The 15,942-nt window shown below is 58.5% G+C and carries 8 protein-coding genes and 1 pseudogene; 6 read left to right on the forward strand and 3 right to left on the reverse strand.

What is annotated here, in order from left to right; translation table 11 throughout:
* Nucleotides 1-145: 145 nt before the first annotated feature.
* From AC0L2L_RS28535 to AC0L2L_RS28545, 3 genes are read right to left on the reverse strand one after another with little or no spacing between them, the layout of a single operon-like run.
* Nucleotides 146-3,487 (reverse strand): ATP-dependent helicase, encoded by a 3,342-nt coding sequence (locus AC0L2L_RS28535; protein WP_473583221.1) that lies wholly within the window; start codon nucleotides 3,485-3,487, stop codon nucleotides 146-148.
* Entirely contained in the window at nucleotides 3,488-4,087 is a 600-nt protein-coding gene (locus AC0L2L_RS28540; RefSeq protein ID WP_473583222.1) for a hypothetical protein, read from the reverse strand.
* 4 nt (nucleotides 4,088-4,091) lie between these two features.
* Entirely contained in the window at nucleotides 4,092-4,829 is a 738-nt protein-coding gene (locus AC0L2L_RS28545; RefSeq protein ID WP_473583223.1) for a sigma-70 RNA polymerase sigma factor region 4 domain-containing protein, read from the reverse strand.
* A 625-nt stretch (nucleotides 4,830-5,454) separates the two neighbouring features.
* On the opposite strand from AC0L2L_RS28545, the gene AC0L2L_RS28550 reads away from it, so the two are divergent.
* From AC0L2L_RS28550 to AC0L2L_RS28575, 6 genes and pseudogenes are all read left to right on the forward strand, one after another.
* The gene (locus tag AC0L2L_RS28550) at nucleotides 5,455-6,714 is read left to right on the forward strand and encodes a metallophosphoesterase family protein (RefSeq protein WP_473583224.1); all 1,260 of its coding nucleotides are present in this window, start codon (nucleotides 5,455-5,457) and stop codon (nucleotides 6,712-6,714) included.
* On the forward strand, nucleotides 6,711-10,181 hold the full coding sequence (locus tag AC0L2L_RS28555) for an ATP-binding protein (RefSeq protein WP_473583225.1): 3,471 nt from the start codon (nucleotides 6,711-6,713) through the stop codon (nucleotides 10,179-10,181). The genes AC0L2L_RS28550 and AC0L2L_RS28555 overlap by 4 nt, the downstream gene beginning before the upstream one ends.
* A gap of 292 nt (nucleotides 10,182-10,473) precedes the next feature.
* Nucleotides 10,474-13,056, forward strand: a complete 2,583-nt coding sequence (locus AC0L2L_RS28560; protein ID WP_473583226.1) for a hypothetical protein — start codon at nucleotides 10,474-10,476, stop codon at nucleotides 13,054-13,056.
* Nucleotides 13,057-13,201: 145 nt separating this feature from the next.
* A complete protein-coding gene (locus AC0L2L_RS28565; RefSeq protein WP_473583227.1) occupies nucleotides 13,202-14,638 on the forward strand; it encodes a Shedu immune nuclease family protein in 1,437 nt (478 codons plus the stop codon).
* A gap of 245 nt (nucleotides 14,639-14,883) precedes the next feature.
* Nucleotides 14,884-15,126 carry a hypothetical protein gene (locus tag AC0L2L_RS28570; protein ID WP_473583228.1) on the forward strand — a complete coding sequence of 81 codons (243 nt, stop codon included), beginning with the start codon at nucleotides 14,884-14,886 and terminating at the stop codon, nucleotides 15,124-15,126.
* Nucleotides 15,127-15,610: 484 nt separating this feature from the next.
* Nucleotides 15,611-15,838 (forward strand): annotated as a pseudogene (locus tag AC0L2L_RS28575) (IS110 family transposase); the annotation flags it as partial.
* Between the last annotated feature and the right edge of the window lie 104 nt (nucleotides 15,839-15,942).

Raw genomic sequence — 15,942 nt, forward strand, 5'->3', positions numbered from 1 at the left:
GTTCCGGCACGGCAACAGGCCGCCCTTGAACATTGGATCGGCTGAGCTCAATGAAAGCGGAAAGGCCGCTGCCAAGATTTTTAGAGGATTGATTTCGCCGCCGGTGCTTCGGCCGCCAAACGGTGCTCGCGAGGAAAGGTCCCGGTCAGGCTTCGGCGTTCGGCGCGGCGCAAATGAAGAGGTAAGGACAGCGCGGGCAGCGGAAATCGTCCTTCCTTGGCTCGTAGAGCCCGTCCCGAATATCTGCGATCGCCGCCTCGCAGTCGTCCAGACGCTTGTCGAACTTCGCCTTTGTCTGGCCAATCTCAAGGACGGAGCCCAGGAGCAGGTAATGGTTCTCGACACGCGTCTGTGGGCCGAGCGTCTCTTCGACGGCTTTGAGAAGAAGGGTCGCTGACAGCCGATCCGCATCACCGGTCGATTGCCGCCCCGAACGGATTGTCTTGACAACGTGGTTGTCGCCGTCGCGAACGACGCGGTCCACCTCCAGGCCGACGATCTCGCCACCAATGGCCGTGGAGAGGCGGCCATTGGTGGCGGCCGCTCCAGCCGCCGAAGCGTGCAACCGATCAAGCATCGACATGGTCAGCTTGCGATATGCAGCGCCAAACATGTGCTCTTCGAGCTCGCTTTCACGCCACGCCTGGTCAAAAATTGCAGCGGCTTCGGCGCGATCATATTCGACGCCTTCGCCGAGTTGGCGAACGAAGGCGATCACCTTTTGCACGCAGCCATGCGCGGCAAGATATGCGCCCGCCTTGGATCGCTGTGACAAGCCCAGGACGCGGGCGTAGAAGAAGCGGCGCGGACATTGGGCGTAGCGCTCCACATCATCTGCTGTCAGCTCATCAGGGGCAGTCGGAAGACGAATAGGGTGGTAGCTCGGCGGGGGCAATTTGCGGATCACACCGGCGAGAGAATGACCCGGGCCGACGGGAACCCGCTCGAGAAATTTTGATGGATTGGCCTTCCGGCCGTTTCGCATGGTCGGCCGATAGAGTCTGAGGTGCCTCTTTGCCCTCGACATGGCAACAAAGAGGACGCATTCCTCCTCCGCCTCGTGAGCGTCCTCCTCCTCGGGGCCTAGCATTCCGACCGGCGCGGGGCAGGCCGGCGGTCGGTTTGGCGCGGGAACCGCTCCAGCGTAAAGCCCCGGCAGGTGGACGGCCTCGAACTCCAGGCCCTTGGATGCGTGAACGGTCATAAGGCGCACCCCGTCCAGCCCGCTCAGTTCAGGTGGAAGCTGTCTGAGGTCGCGCTCGTCGGCAAGCATGATCATGTGGCGGATGCGATCAAGGGCGCGGCGGATCGGTGTTCCCTTACCGTGGAGGGGCATGGCGCGCAGCGCATCGAGGAGTTGGCGCACAGCGACCCGACGCAGGTCATCGGACGGCGACTGACCCGACAGAACCGTCCTTACATAGTCGCTTGTGTCAAAAAGAAACCGGCTAAGCGCTAGCCAGGGTGTCGTGCCTTGGGTGGTCCCTTGCAGGTGGCGGGCCAACATCATCAGTCCGGCAAGCCCGGCCGGTGAAATTTCCTTAAAGCTCTCGATTTTTCTGAGAAGATCGAAAATCCGTTGCTCGGTAGTGCGTGCGGCCCCAACGACCTTCAGGACGTCCTCTAGGGGAATGCGATACTCCGGAAGACCAGCGATTCGCACCAGGCCGGTGCCTGCGCTGTCGGAAATGATCGAAAGTAGGGAAAGCAGATCGCGAACCTCTGCGCGCTCAAAAAGTGGTCCGAGATAAAGAACGGGTACTCCCCGTGCCTCGAGCTCTTCGGCAACAGTGGCAAGCAAGCCGTTGCTTCTGGCAAGAACAGTCTGGGAGCGAAGCGAAACGCCTCTTGCCTCGAGCTCGCGGATTGACCCGGCAAGGACGTCCATCTCGGCCTGGGTGTCGGCGCATGGAAAAATGGATGGGCTCTCACCGATCGAACCGATTGCGGCGTGCAGCGTGCTGGTGCCTGCGACGGCGCTGACTTTCATGGTGGCGCCAAAGGCGGTGTAAGCCTCGACGATCTCTTCGCTTGAGCGATAGTTTTCGTCCAGGCCATCCCTTGTTCCCGCAAAGTAGTCAGCTTCAAACCTGGCTATGTTTGCCGCGGATGCGCCACGGAACCGGTAGATGGACTGACGGGCGTCGCCTACGACCCACAGATTGCTGCCTTCTGCAACGATTTCCTTGACAAGCATCGCGCTAGCGCGGTTCACGTCCTGGTATTCATCTATGTGGACATGAGTGAAGCGCTTGCGCATTCCCTCCCGGAAATCCTGGTCCGAGCGCATCAACAGTGTCGGTCGCATGATCAGATCGCCGTAGTCGACCGCCCGGTCCTTGATGAGCTGGTTCTGATAGTGCTCGTAGACCAGCGCTACTTCGCGAGCTTTCTCGGCAGCCACCACCTCGTCATCAGACTGTGCCCTCGCGCGCATCTGTTCGGCAGCCCGCGCGTAGTCTTTCCAGCTCCACAATTCGTCCTTGGCGCGTGCGATCGCTCGCAGTATGTCGCGAAGCACCAGCGCCGGCTCGAAGAGATTGAGGTAGTGCTTCAGATCCAGCGCTGGCAGGACCTCCTCAAGCATTGCGACGCCTTCACTGGCGTCGACGATCTTTGGATCGTCCGAGACGCCGAAGAGCGCATGGTGCTTGCGGATCGTGTCCAATCCGAAAGCATGAAATGTTCCGGTCCAGACATTGACGGCACTTGAGCCCGCTACGCGCTGGACCCGTTCGGCCAGTTCTAGTGCCGCTCTGTTCGAAAACGTGAGAGCCAGGATCTTCTCTGGCGGGACCTTGTCCTCAATCAGGGAGACGATCCTGGCGGTGAGGGTCTTGGTCTTTCCGGTTCCAGGCCCGGCCCCAAGCAGGAATGGCGACCCGCGATGATCGACTGCGCGGGCCTGTGACTCATTGCAATTGTCGTTTGCGGGACTGGACGTCTCGGCCGTGGGCTGTACATCAGGCAGAAGCAGGCCGTCGGCAAGTTGCTGCAGCGTGGTGTCATAGCGCACCTTGAGGTTTTCAGAGATGCGGCTCGCGTTCATTCCTTGCAGAAATAGTTGCTTGGCAAGCGGCCGCGGCAAAACCAGCTCTCGTCCGAAACTGTTGGCCTGGGCCTCCCGGCGCTCCTTGATGCCATAAGTCTCAATGCGCTGGTTGGGATCCCCGCCATTCGCTTCCGAGCGGGGATAGTAGCCCTTCTCCACGCCATCATGGACTTTGAAGTGACCAATCTCATGGGCGAGCACCTCGGCCAGTTCGTCATCGGCCAGGTCATTGCGCACGAAGATGTATTTGAACTGACGGTCGAGCGCGCCATGGGCACCGTCCAGCTCATGGTAGTCCGGATCATGTGGTCGGATGGTGAGCCGGAGATGTTTTGCCGCCCCGCGAGCAACCTCGATCGCAGTCAGAGAATCCGACAGTGCGGCTTCATTCCTGAGCGCCCGAGCAAGTGCGCGAATTGCTGCAAACTGGTCCAATCAAGCTTCCAAGTGCGCGAGCCAAAACTGTTTGTCATCTGCACTGAGGTCCGAACTTCGAATCGCTTCTGCGAAGCTTACCTTTGTGCCCGTGCGCCTGCCGGAAGGCGCGAAATAATCGGCCGCGGCGTTGATCTGACTCGATGCCAGATGTGACCAGACGTCTGCCATACTCGCGCCGGTGGCGTCTGCAAGCCAGGCAATCAACTTTCCCGGAATGGTGGTCTCGTCAATGCGGCCCCTGACAAGCTGACGCAGGATAATCAGGTCGACGCGGCATCGTTCAGCCAATGCTTGCAGGTCATCAGTTGACAGTTTCTCGAACGGGTCGATCGCAGCAGGCATCGTCAGCTGCCAAAACCGCTCCAACAATATTGTATGCTCCGAAACCGTCTGTTGAACGGTAAGGATGTCGTCCGACAAATCACTTCCATCCGAAGCGAACCATTCGGCGGCAAACGCCAGAATCTCGGCGCGCAGTTGCGGGTTCTCGTTTGCGATCTGATTGATGCGGTCGGCGGTGGCGCCATCCTCGAGCTCGAGATGCACGCCGGCCAGTATATCGTCAAGCTGATCCATAGGGATTGGGTTGCTATTCATGGCCTCACTCTTTCCCGCGCCTTTGGCGTGGCGCGCTCTCCTCGCTCGCCCGGGCCTTCCGGCTCGCGCTCTTGATCAAATATCGGACGTTGCGGTCGGTGCAGCCCATCTGCTCGCCTGCTTCCTTCTCGGTCAGGCCAGCTTGATGAACGTAGAATATGGCCAGTCGCTCCTTTTCGGTGAGCAACTCGTAGATCTGGTTCAACATAGCCTTGGCTTCCGCCAAAGGCATCGACCCACCTTTGGCCAGACTCAGCGAATCCGCAGCCTCCTCGCCGGTCAGGTCCGAGCCCGGTTCGATCAGGTCCTCGCGCGAGACCTCGGTTCTCGTGCGAAGCCGAACGGCGGCCCTTGCAGTCAGATAGAGCCGTTCCGCACCGAGCTTGAAACTCATCTCGAAAATGTCCAGGCGGTCGGTTTCTATCAACTTCAATGCCTTGTCCTTGACCAGATCGTCCACGCGTTCCCTGTCCAGGTCCGACATATCCCTTGTCATTGGAGCGCCGGCCCGCTGCAGCCTTGAGAAGAACGCAACGATCAGGGCATCATACTGCGCAGTAGGTCGGTTCGGCCTGCAGTTTCGCATCAGGTAGACGAGCGTCTGAGGCCGCAGCTTGCCCGCCGCAGCCAGAGCGAACGCCTTTGGCAGCGGCCATTCAAGGACCGCCTCTATCTCGGCCGCCACCACGTCCGGCCGGACGTAGCGCTCGCCTTGTTTGTTCGATCCCGCCAGTGGCTTCACCGGGTTCTCCCTTGGCAATCCAGTCATCTGGTACTCTTTGATCTGACGAAGAGCGAAAAAGCGGAAAGAGGAATTTTCACTTTTTTCAAACCCACGTTTCCGCCCCGGCCAACTTGAGTTCCGCCAAGGCCTGCCATCTTCGGTGATGCAGGCCCAGAAACAGGCTGTCTGAAACGATTCGACCTTGCAGCCAATTTTCACGAAATGAAGTTATTGAAAATGCACTCGTTTCGCCGGATCAATATTTTCCACGGAATATTTCAAAACTATAGCGCCGAATAACAGGCGGGACATTGTTTTCAACCAAAAATCGGACCACGATCCGGTCAGCTGCTTGCTATTGCGAATTCTGAAGGGAGTCGGACCAGGCCTTTGCTCCGTGGGTGTGAGCGACATATGTTCCACGAGAAGATGGGGTGCGACAGGAGTGCAGCGCTTGCATCCCCGCACAATGCCAGAATGGATAGCGACTTTCCTAATCGACGCATCGAAACTGTTGCTCAAGGCAGACGGACTTTGCTACCGAAAACCAAGGGGCTTTCGCCGCTTGCCAAAGCGGTTCTGCAAAAATTTGACTTGGCGTCGGCTTTCGCTTGAGCTTCCGTTCGCCAGGGGAGCATTTCGAATGGCATTTCGATTTATCCACACGGCGGACATCCATCTCGATTCGCCTCTGCGCTCGCTTGCGCTGCGCAATCCCGAGGTCGCCGAACTCGTCGGAGATGCCAGCCGACAGGCATTCGCTGCAATAATGGACATTTGCCTGGCGGAGCGCGTCGACGCTCTCGTGATCGCCGGCGATCTTTACGATGGCGACCAGACTTCGATGAAGACGGCACGCTTTCTGGGATCCCAGATGACGCGTCTCCATCAAGCTGGGGTCAGGGTCTACATGATCCGCGGCAACCACGACGCCATGTCGCGGATTACGAAGCAGCTCGTGTTGCCCGACACGGTGAGCATTTTTGGCGGCCGCTGCCAATCCGTGATCCAGTCTGGCGCTGGGCTAGATGTCGTGTTCCATGGCCTCAGCTTCGCCAGTCCCAGGGCTGCCGAAAGCCTGCTGCCGAAATATGCAGGCCCGCAAGAGGGAGCTGCGAACATCGGCATCATGCACACCAGCCTGGCTGGCTCCCCCGGCCATGATGTTTATGCACCTTGCAGCGTCGCCGACCTGCATGGCCACGGCTTTGACTATTGGGCGCTTGGCCACATTCACGTTCGCCAAGTGTATTCCGGTGCAAGCACGCTCGTGATGCCGGGAATACCTCAGGGGAGGGACATCAATGAGGCGGGCGAGAAATCGATCACGCTGGTCACCATTCGCGACGATCGCTCGGTCGAGATCGAGGAGAGGCTCACCAGTGTCGCGCAGTTCGAGCGGGTGAGCGTCGATCTGACCGGGGCATCGGAATGGAGTGAGGCCACCGTCCGTATCCGAGCAGGACTGGAGCAATCCAGGGAGAGTGCCAGATCGCGCTACCTTGTTGCTCGCCTTTGCTTGCTCGGCACTTCTGCCCTTTCGTGGTCGCTGATGCGCGACCGAGACTTGGCCGTCGCAGAAGCCGAGCAGGCAGCCGAGCTGGTGGGCGACACCTGGGTGGAGAAGCTGGAGCTCGATCTTTCGGCTCCCGCTGTCGGAGATTCGGGAAGTGTTGCCGATCCCACCCTGGAGCTCGCACAGTCTATGCACGCCAATGCGGGCTCGGAAGCGTTTCGGTCCGAAGCGCGGGAATTCGTGTTGAAGACGATCGCGGACTTGCCGCCCGATGCCCGTGGTTTCGCCGGCAGGGACGAAGCGGGGCTCGAACAGTTTCTCGACGATGTGCTTGCCGGAAGCGTCGACCTGGTCACGGCAAGGCTCAAGGCCGGTGCAACGCGATGAGATTGCGGCGCCTTGATCTGACCCGCTACGGCAAGTTCACCAACAAGGCGATCGACTTCGGACAGAAACCGGCTTCAAGTCCCGATCTGCATATCGTTTTCGGGCTGAATGAGGCCGGTAAGTCGACGGCGCTTTCCGCGTATCTTGATCTGCTGTTTGGCATCGAGGAGCGCAGCCGCTACAATTTCCTGCACGAGTACAGCTCGATGCGCATCGGCGGACTGCTCGAATTCGAGGGGAGGGCACTTGCCGTTTCCCGCACCAAAAGCCGCGGCAACTCGCTGCACGATGCTGAAGGCCGGCCCCTGAGCGAGATTGCCATCTCGGCGCACCTCGCGGGCTTGTCTCGCGATGCCTACAGCAGCATGTTCTCGCTGGATGACGAGACGCTGGAAGCAGGAGGCAAGGCGATCCTTGAATCGCGCGGCGATCTCGGTAAGCTTCTCTTCACTGCCAGCGCCGGACTCGGGCACGCCAGCGATGTCTTAGCCGCATTGGAGTCGGAGGCAGACGGGCTTCACCGAAAACAGGCCCAGACCACAGAAATCGCGCTGCTGAAGAAGCGGTTCGCGGAGCTCAAGTCACGCAAGGAGACGATCGACACCTTGGCCTCGACATTCGAGGCCCTCGAGGCGGAACGGGTGGAAGCCCAGGAGAACTATGATCGCAGCCTCGCTGAACGATCGGTGTTGTCGGCGCGACTGGCTACAATCGACCGATATGTGCGCGCGGCTCCGCTCCTGGCAGAAATCAGACGCAAGGCGAGCAGATTGGCTGAGTTGCCCGACATCCCGTCACCTCCCAGAACATGGAATGGCAGCATCGCGGAATTGATCGATCAGGACGCGGGCTTAAGAACTCGTCTTCACGCAAACACCGATGAGATCGATCGGGCGAAGGCAAAGATCCAAGCAATTGCTGTCGACGACGCCGTGCTGGCGATTTCCGAACAGGTGCGCGGACTCGCCGATCGCAAGGCTCGCTATGTGTCCGCGGCCATGGATTTACCGACCCGCAAGATGGAAGTTCAGATGCTTGACCAAATCGTGGCGAACTGTCTCGCCGCGCTCGGAAGATCGGCCGAACAGGATCCGTCCCGACTCATCCTCCCTGCCTTTGTGGTCGGCACGCTTCGCAACATAGTTGAGCAACGCTCCGGCATCACGACGAGCTTGCGGATGGCCCGCGATGAGGCCACTGCCGCGCTCGACGGGCTCAACGCTGCGCGAGGTCGCGTTGGCGAGGAGAGGGCGGTGCCCGAGCCTGCAAGAGCCAGGTTGATGGCAGCGGTGTCGGAGGCGAAGGGCAGTAGCTACACACGGGAGATAAGAGAGGCGCGCGCCTTGGAGGACGAGCGTCAAACAAAGCTGGTGGATGCGATGCGGCGCCTCCAGCCGTGGTCCGGAGATGCGGACGCACTTTCGAAAATATCGGTTCCGTCATCAACGCAGGTGGCTGCCTGGAAAACACTGACCGCGGAGCTTGAAAGGGACAAGGCAGTCTTCTCTGAGCGCCTGGCTGAGCATGAACAAAGCCTGGTATCTACTTCATTGCGCCTGGCTGCTGTCCGCGCCTCAGTCGATCTAGCCGACGATGACACAGCGGCAGCTATACGACGTGAGAGAGATGAGGCGTGGCGAAATCACCGGGCCGACCTCAAGGCCGAAACGGCAGATGCCTTTTCCGCAGCATTGGCCAGGGACGATGATGCCGACGCGGCTCGATTGGCCCATGCGGGCGAGCTGGCGGATCTGCGCGCAATCAAGCAAAAGGCTGCCGAGACCGAGGCGGCAATAGAGCGCGTAAGCTGCCAACTCGCGGGGGTAGCCCAGCGCGCAGAAATGGCGTTCGCTGAAATCAAGCGAATGGCCAGCGCCTTGCTTGAGGATTGCCAGGGGCAGTCGCTCGACCTGCTGATCGGACTTCTCGAGGAGCGCCTTTCCGCGCGCGCTGACGCATTTGCCGCTTGGGACGAAACCCTCCTCGCTCGCGCAACGATTGAACGCGAAACAGCCGAAGGCGAGCGGATCCATCTCGGATTGGCCTTGTCTCTTCAAAGCGTTGGAATTCAGCCGGAAGCTGGTGAGGTTCTGGAGGCAATGGTGGTCGCCGCCGACCGCTTTCTCGATAGGCAGGCGAAGGTCGACGCGGAACGTGCGGAAGCGCTGAGGAGCGTCACCGCGAAGGAAGAGGAGCTGGCCGCCAGGCGGCTCGCTGTTGAAATTGCCGAGCGGCGAGAGGGTGCATGGCAGGCCGAGGTCAAGGAAACGCTGAAGGGCACCTGGCTCGAAGAAGGCACCGCCGGGACTGGCCTCGGCAGCGTGCTCGATCAGTTGGCGGAGCTGTCAAAAGCCCTGCAGGATCGTGAGGCCATGCGTATCCGCATCCGCAAGATGGAGGCGGACAGGACTGCATTTTCTGAAGAGGTGGCCCGACTTGGCGAGCAGGCCAGCGAGCATGCGAGCGATGAGGCGCCGGAACAAGTGAGCGTCAGGCTAACAGAACGTCTAGAGCAAGCCGAGCGTGCCCGTCAGGCGAGGATAAATCTCCTCCTTGATGTTCAGAAGTTACAAGAGGTTCGAGAGACACTGAACGCTGATGTCGCTGCACACGAGACCACAAAGCAGGAAGTGCTCGATGCCTTTGGCGTGAAAACTCTGCCGCAGGTTGCAGAGCGCGATCAACAGCTTCGTGAGCGAGATGGCCTGCAGAGCACCATGGGCGAACTTGAGGAACGACTGACGAGCGAGATCGCCGTCGCCGGCTTTACCCAAGCGCGGTCCTTGCTGGAGGGCCTTGATCTCGATGGGCTCGCAATTGAAAAGGCCGAAGTCGAGCGGCGCCTCGCCGACCTCGATGACTCACTGCAACAGCAGCTCGTCCGGCGAACCCGGGCGACCGACAAGCTCGATGCAATCGGCGCCGACAGCCAAGTTGCCAGGATCGATGCCGAGCGCCGCACTGTTCTTCTCGAAATCGAGGAGAAGGCAGCCCGCTACATCGAGTTGAAGCTCGGGGTGATGTCGGCGGCGAGCGCGCTCCGGGCTTATCGCGAACGTCACCGCTCTGGAATGATGAGCGAGGCGTCCGACGCCTTCGCACTGATAACGCGCGGCCAGTACACAGGCTTGACGACCCAACCGGTAAAGGGCGGCGAGGTCCTCATCGCGACACAGCGGGATGGCCAATCGAAGGTCGCAGACGCTTTGTCGAAAGGCGCGCGTTTTCAGCTCTACTTGGCTCTACGCCTCGCCGGATATTACGAGTTTGCCATGCTCAGGCCGTCTGTTCCGTTCATTGCCGACGACATCATGGAGACTTTCGACCATCTCCGGTCGGAGGAAGTTTTCCGATTGTTCGGCGAGATGGCTAGTGTGGGCCAGGTGATTTACCTCACGCATCATCAACACCTGTGTCAGATTGCGAAGTCGGTTGTCCCTAACGTGGCCATCCACGAGCTCGGGTAATTCAAACGGCATTGTTGCCGGCGCGTTATCGAGATAACTGGCATCGCCAATGACCGCTTCGCGTCTGATGTCGGTCATTGGGCGTTTGTGCTGGCGGAAATCGATAGGAAACATGCTGCAGTAGCGGCAAATCCTTGCGAGATCGATGATGTCATTCAAATTCGAGGACTTTGGGGCGCGTAGATGTTCCCGTGATCCACTACACGTACGAATTCGTTCCCGCTCCTTTCGGCAACGCCCACAGGGGTCGCAGAACATTCCTTGAGCAACTTTGTTTGACTGTAGATTGGCGATGTGGTCAAAAGCCGAAAACCTTACAACGGCAGGCGAGAGTTTTCTGAATGGCGAAGATTGGGTTTCAAAAACGAGTATGAGCCAGAATGCCGCTTCAACTGACAACCTGACGCATATTACTGATCTGATAGAGTGGTCATCCACGCGGGATCACAATGAGGCAGATACGCGCCACAAGGTAATTGATACCATCCTGCATGAATTCCTAACCTGGCCAAAGAACCGGGTGGCAGCAGAGGAATACATCCGGCCTGGATTCGCGGACTACATCCTCAAAAAGGCCAACGGCGACGATCTGATATTTATCGAGGCAAAGAAGGATGGCGTGTTCTTTGAACTTCCGGCTGCGACCAATGCCGGCGAGGTATCAAGCTACATATCGATTCAAAAGCTGCTTTCCGACCCGAACATAAATGACGCGATGGGACAGGTTCGCAGATACTGCTTTGACACAGGCTGCGAATATGCCTGTATCACGAACGGCATTCAGTGGGTGTTTTTCAAGACGTTCGAGAAGGGAAAGCGCTGGGAGACACTCTCGGCCTTTGTTGTCAGGGACCTTACATTTTTCGCGAAAGAGTACACGCGCGCGGTGAACGCGCTCTCATTCAAAGCGATAACGGAAAACTCATCCCTCGTTTCCCTGTTAACAAGTTCTCCTCCTAAGGACCGGCAACTCTATTTCCCCAAAGACGATATTCCGGCCTATTCGCACACAATTACCGCCAATCGGCTTGCCGCTACCCTCCGCCCCATCATCAATCACTACTTCGGCATCATCGGAGACGACGACACAGAATTCATGGAGCGGTGCTACGTTTCACAGAGGGATTCGCAGGCGTCCTATGACGGGATGCGCACGCTTATTCACGACTCCCTTTCTCCCTACTTTCAGTCGTATGGCGTTCAGCAATTGGATGAGACCGGCAAAGGCGGACAACTTGGCGGCCGGTTGACCAAGAACATTAAGAAGGGCCGCAAAGGCGAGGTGCTGGTTCTCTTCGGCGGTAAGGGGTCAGGCAAGTCCACCTTTATCAAACGCCTATTGCACCACAACCCGCCGCGGTGGCTGAAGGACCACTCTGTGGTCGCGATAGTGGATCTCCTAAAAATACCAGAAAACATAGAGGGCATACGCGTCGCCATTTGGGATATCCTTGTACAAAGCCTCGACGTTGACCGCATACTGGAATCGGATCGCTCGGCTCTCATCGGGAAGCTGTTTTCCGATCGGTTCCTAACTGCCTCAAAACAAGAGCTATCCGGCCTGCCAAAGACCTCCGAAGCATACAATCTGCGACTCAACAACCTGATCAGCCAATGGAAGGCGGATAAGACATACTGCGCGCGTCAGTTGGTGGATTACTGGAAAGACCGGGCTAAAGGTATAATCGTCGTTGTCGACAATACTGACCAGTATGCTGGTCCAACTCAGGATTTCTGCTTCGCATCAGCGCAGCAAATCGCGGACGAGCTTGGCTGCGTCACGCTGATTTCGATGCGTGAGGAGAGATTTTACAACTCCAAAATCCACGGTGTTTTGGACGCGTTTCAGAATGCTGGGTTCCATATCAGCTCACCCAAGCCCGCAGAGGTCTTCAAGAAGCGTCTTGCCTACACGGTCGGCCTTCTGGAGAATGAGGCGCGGCGAAGCGACTTTGTCCATGGCGCTGACAAAGCGACGGTCGACGACTGTGGCAAATACCTCAACATTCTCTGTCGAGAGTTTATGGGTTCGACCTCGCCCCTGAACAGCTTCCTTACCGCCTGTGCGCATGGGGATATCCGCCTGTCACTTGACCTGTTCCGAAGCTTCCTTCTGTCTGGCTACACCAATGTTGAAGAAATGCTCGCAGCCGGCACCTGGAATTTCTTAATTCACCAGGTCATCAAGCCGGTGATGATACCGACTCGGTACTTCTACGACGAGGGGCTGAGCGATATCCCGAACATCTATCAGATTCGATACGCTCGCCACGGCTCCCATTTCACCGGGCTGCGGATCCTTCGCAAGCTGTCAAAGAACATTGACGGCTCTGCGCCGTCGTATATGTCGGTTGCCGAGTTGAAATCGTACTTCGCCGAGACATTCAACATGTTGGACGATTTCGTGAAGAATACCGACATGCTGCTCAAGCATGGGTTCGTGGAATCTAACAACAGGGTAGATGCCTATTCGGATGACGTGGACTCGATCAAGATCACGAACTACGGGCTCTACATGTATGAAGAGCTCGCCTACGATTTCACCTATCTCGACCTGATTTGCACTGACAGTGCCGTCTTCAATGAAACTGTGAACAACTATCTCGCTGAAGCCGCTCGGCGTGAGTACGGCCTTTTCCTCAAGGGAGACCGGCTGGATCGGGTAAAGGTTCGATTGGAGCGCGTCGGCGAATACATCAACTACCTCAGATCCGAAGAGGATCGCGAGCGATCGCTCTATTCGCTGGGCATGCCTGAAGCCGAAATGTTTGCGCACAAGTCCCAGCAGACGTTCAAGGTCGCCAAGCCGCGCGTGCTTGCCAGCGCGAAGCGGCAGTCCGATATCCGCGGAAGGCGCCCTCGGGCAGGTCGATAGCCAGACTGGGGCGCGCACTGCTTGCAGACTCCTAAATCGTCGAGCTCAAATAGCGTCTAAGATCCGTGATGCTGGAATGGGACGGCTACGGGTCAGAGAATTATGGCTGCTCGGCAAATAGTTGGTAGCATTGCTTGGTAGTGAGATGGCAACGTTCGGTCCACAATTCGGCGATGACGATAAGGGCAGGCTCGAGGTCGAGCCGCACGGTCCGGGACGGGTCGACGTGTTCTTCACGCCATCCGAAGCGCGCCTGCGCGCGGCCGGCCGCTTCGGTGATCCTACCGCCCGGGTCCAGCTTCTGCGGTTCGATGCCAAGAAGGAATCGACGACCCTCTTTCCGGTAAACACGATGCCTACATCGGGGAACTTTCTAGGGCCGAAGCACGACCCGATCATCTCCATCGAGCTCGTTGAAGCAAATGGCCTGGCTAGCATCGTCGACGATTTCGACGACAGCGAACACTTTGTCCTGCCGACGACCATCGAAGACGTCGAGATGTATCTGAACGAGTGCATGCCTTCCGGCTTCACCAAGGATCCGAATTTCGGGCTCGGGCTCGATCGAACCCTCACCTTCATCATCCAGGCCTTGGCGCAAATCGATGACATCGAGCATCTGCGCCTCACCGGCGCAAAGACACTCGAGGTGTCCCGCTCCGAGGACGGTAAGACGTATGAGATGGGCTTTCAGCTGTTCGATGAGCTGCGCCGCGGAGCGGGCCGCTTCGACGACAAGGCGCGCATCTCCAGCCGCAAGAAGAAGAAGCAGCTTGCCTACTCAAACTTGCTGCACCGGCTCGACAAGGACACCTTCCCGCTGAAGCTCTTCGAGCGCGAGCCCGATGAAATTGCCGAAACGATCGGCCGCACGATCGTCGATGCGAAACTGTCGGAAAATGACCGCGCGGCCGTGGTCGGACTGGCGAAAGTCGCGGTACGCAGCTCGCTAAACACTCAGCGCGGCGCGATCATCAAGCTTCATGATGAGATCGAACTCGCGTCCATCGACGAGCTTATCGCCCATGTTGAAGCGAAGCTCGCGGTGAAGACGAGCGAGCCACAATGGCAAAAGCTTTTCGAGGCGAATCCCTTCATCCTCGATATGGCGTTCAACGTCCCTGTCCTAATGCTGCAGGGACAGGCGCATGTCGGCGGAAAAAAGCTCACGGGTGCCGGCGAGAAGATCACGGATTTCCTCTTCGCCAACCAACTCACCGACAACCTGGCGATCATCGAGATCAAGACGCCGGGTATGCCTTTGCTCTCCAGCAAAGAATATCGCAGCGGTGTTTACGGTCCATCGCCGGATCTGGTTTCGGCCGTCACCCAGGTTCTTGATCAGATGAACCACCTTCAGAGCGACATATTCAGGCTGAAGGCGCTGAACCCTGAGCACAGGATGGAGTCCTTTGGCATTAGGGGCGTACTGGTCGCCGGTGTTATTCCCGAGCCTGCGCGCAAGCGTTCGTTCGAACTGTACCGTAGCGTGCTTGCGGGCATATCGATCATCACGTTCGACGAGCTGTTGGCCAAACTGAGGTCGCTTAGGGCGCTGCTAGCATCCGATCTGTCAGTGTAGTTGTGCCGAAAAGCCTGATTTGGCCGCGACCAGCGTCCCCTGAATGTCACACGCGACCGCCCCACCTCCCGGTAGAGTAGGGCGCTGTCAGACTGTCGGCGGTCGCGGGTTGGTTAGGCATATGTCTCATCCGGCTCGCGATGAACCAACTACCCGCGTCTCCAAAGGCATCAGGTGGGGCGCGCCTGCCTGTCCCCAACAGGCTGATAGGGTATAATCCGGTCACAAGCACGGGGGCTCGTTCAATGGCGGAACAATCAAAAAAGAAGAAGACGCAGATCGCTATCCTCGGATGGGGATCGCTTATCTGGGATGTGCGGCCTGAATTCGACAATTATCACGATGAATGGCTACCTGACGGCCCGGTCCTACCGCTGGAGTTCTCACGAATATCGGAAAGCCGCAAAGGCGCACTTACCCTCGTGATTGACCCGCAGAACGGCGCGCCCTGCACCTTAGCCTATGCGGCCGGACTGCTAAGTGGATGATATCCCGCCGCTTTCGGCCGAAGAGGTTGCCAATGCCCTTCGGGCAACTGGTTACCAATGTCCCCCACCGACAATCAAGTCCCGACTGGCATTAAGCAGCCGTCTTAATTGAGCTTGTTTCGGCCCCGATTGGGGACCTAGGGCCACCCAACACGCGCAGGGTAACCCCCCAGCGACAGGTTTGGTAACCCTCATCGAGGGAGTGCCGCTCTGTACCTCTCGGCGGCTTCGTTTCAGTTCCGCTGCGGTTTTGCCGTGGTGCGCACAATACCGCACACGACCTCCGACGCCCGGCTTAATTCCGGACAACGATAGATAATTCTGGACGGCATAGTGGAACTTATGGCTATCGGGCCGGCATGCCGGACAAGCCAGCACAAAAGGGCTTACTCGACCCGAAGCTACGCCAACTTGCGGAAGCATTCGAGAACTGCACGGCTTGTTCTCCTTGGAGGGGTATAGCGACGTTTTGCGCGGCAAAGCGGCGGGCAATCTCCGTTTGCGCGCCATTGCCGTGGAAATGGCCTGGCTCTGGCTGCGGCATCAACCGGATTCGGCCTTTGCACCCTGGTGTCACGAGAGAGTCCGCCGGCTCGGCCCACGCACCAGGAAAGTCACGATCGTCGCTCTGGCGCGCAAACTGCTTGTCGCTCTGTGGAAGTACGTGACCGGCGGTGCCGTGATCGAGGGCGCCGGAATGCGGGCCGCCTGATCGCTACCTGAAGTACTTAGCCAGCCAGTGGCCGAGACGCCGGGCTTGCGGCCAGATCGCCAGTCTTGGTCGCCGCTTCATGCTCGCGCACCGCGTGATCTGCC

Source organism: Mesorhizobium sp. WSM4832 (assembly GCF_055811115.1).

What these genes read in the sequence shown, in the direction of transcription:
- AC0L2L_RS28540 (WP_473583222.1), bottom strand. Translation starts at nt 4,087, where the DNA reads ATGAATAGCAACCCAATCCCTATGGATCAGCTTGACGATATACTGGCC.
- AC0L2L_RS28550 (WP_473583224.1), top strand. Translation starts at nt 5,455, where the DNA reads ATGGCATTTCGATTTATCCACACGGCGGACATCCATCTCGATTCGCCT.
- AC0L2L_RS28555 (WP_473583225.1), top strand. Translation starts at nt 6,711, where the DNA reads ATGAGATTGCGGCGCCTTGATCTGACCCGCTACGGCAAGTTCACCAAC.
- AC0L2L_RS28560 (WP_473583226.1), top strand. Translation starts at nt 10,474, where the DNA reads ATGTGGTCAAAAGCCGAAAACCTTACAACGGCAGGCGAGAGTTTTCTG.
- AC0L2L_RS28565 (WP_473583227.1), top strand. Translation starts at nt 13,202, where the DNA reads ATGGCAACGTTCGGTCCACAATTCGGCGATGACGATAAGGGCAGGCTC.
- AC0L2L_RS28570 (WP_473583228.1), top strand. Translation starts at nt 14,884, where the DNA reads ATGGCGGAACAATCAAAAAAGAAGAAGACGCAGATCGCTATCCTCGGA.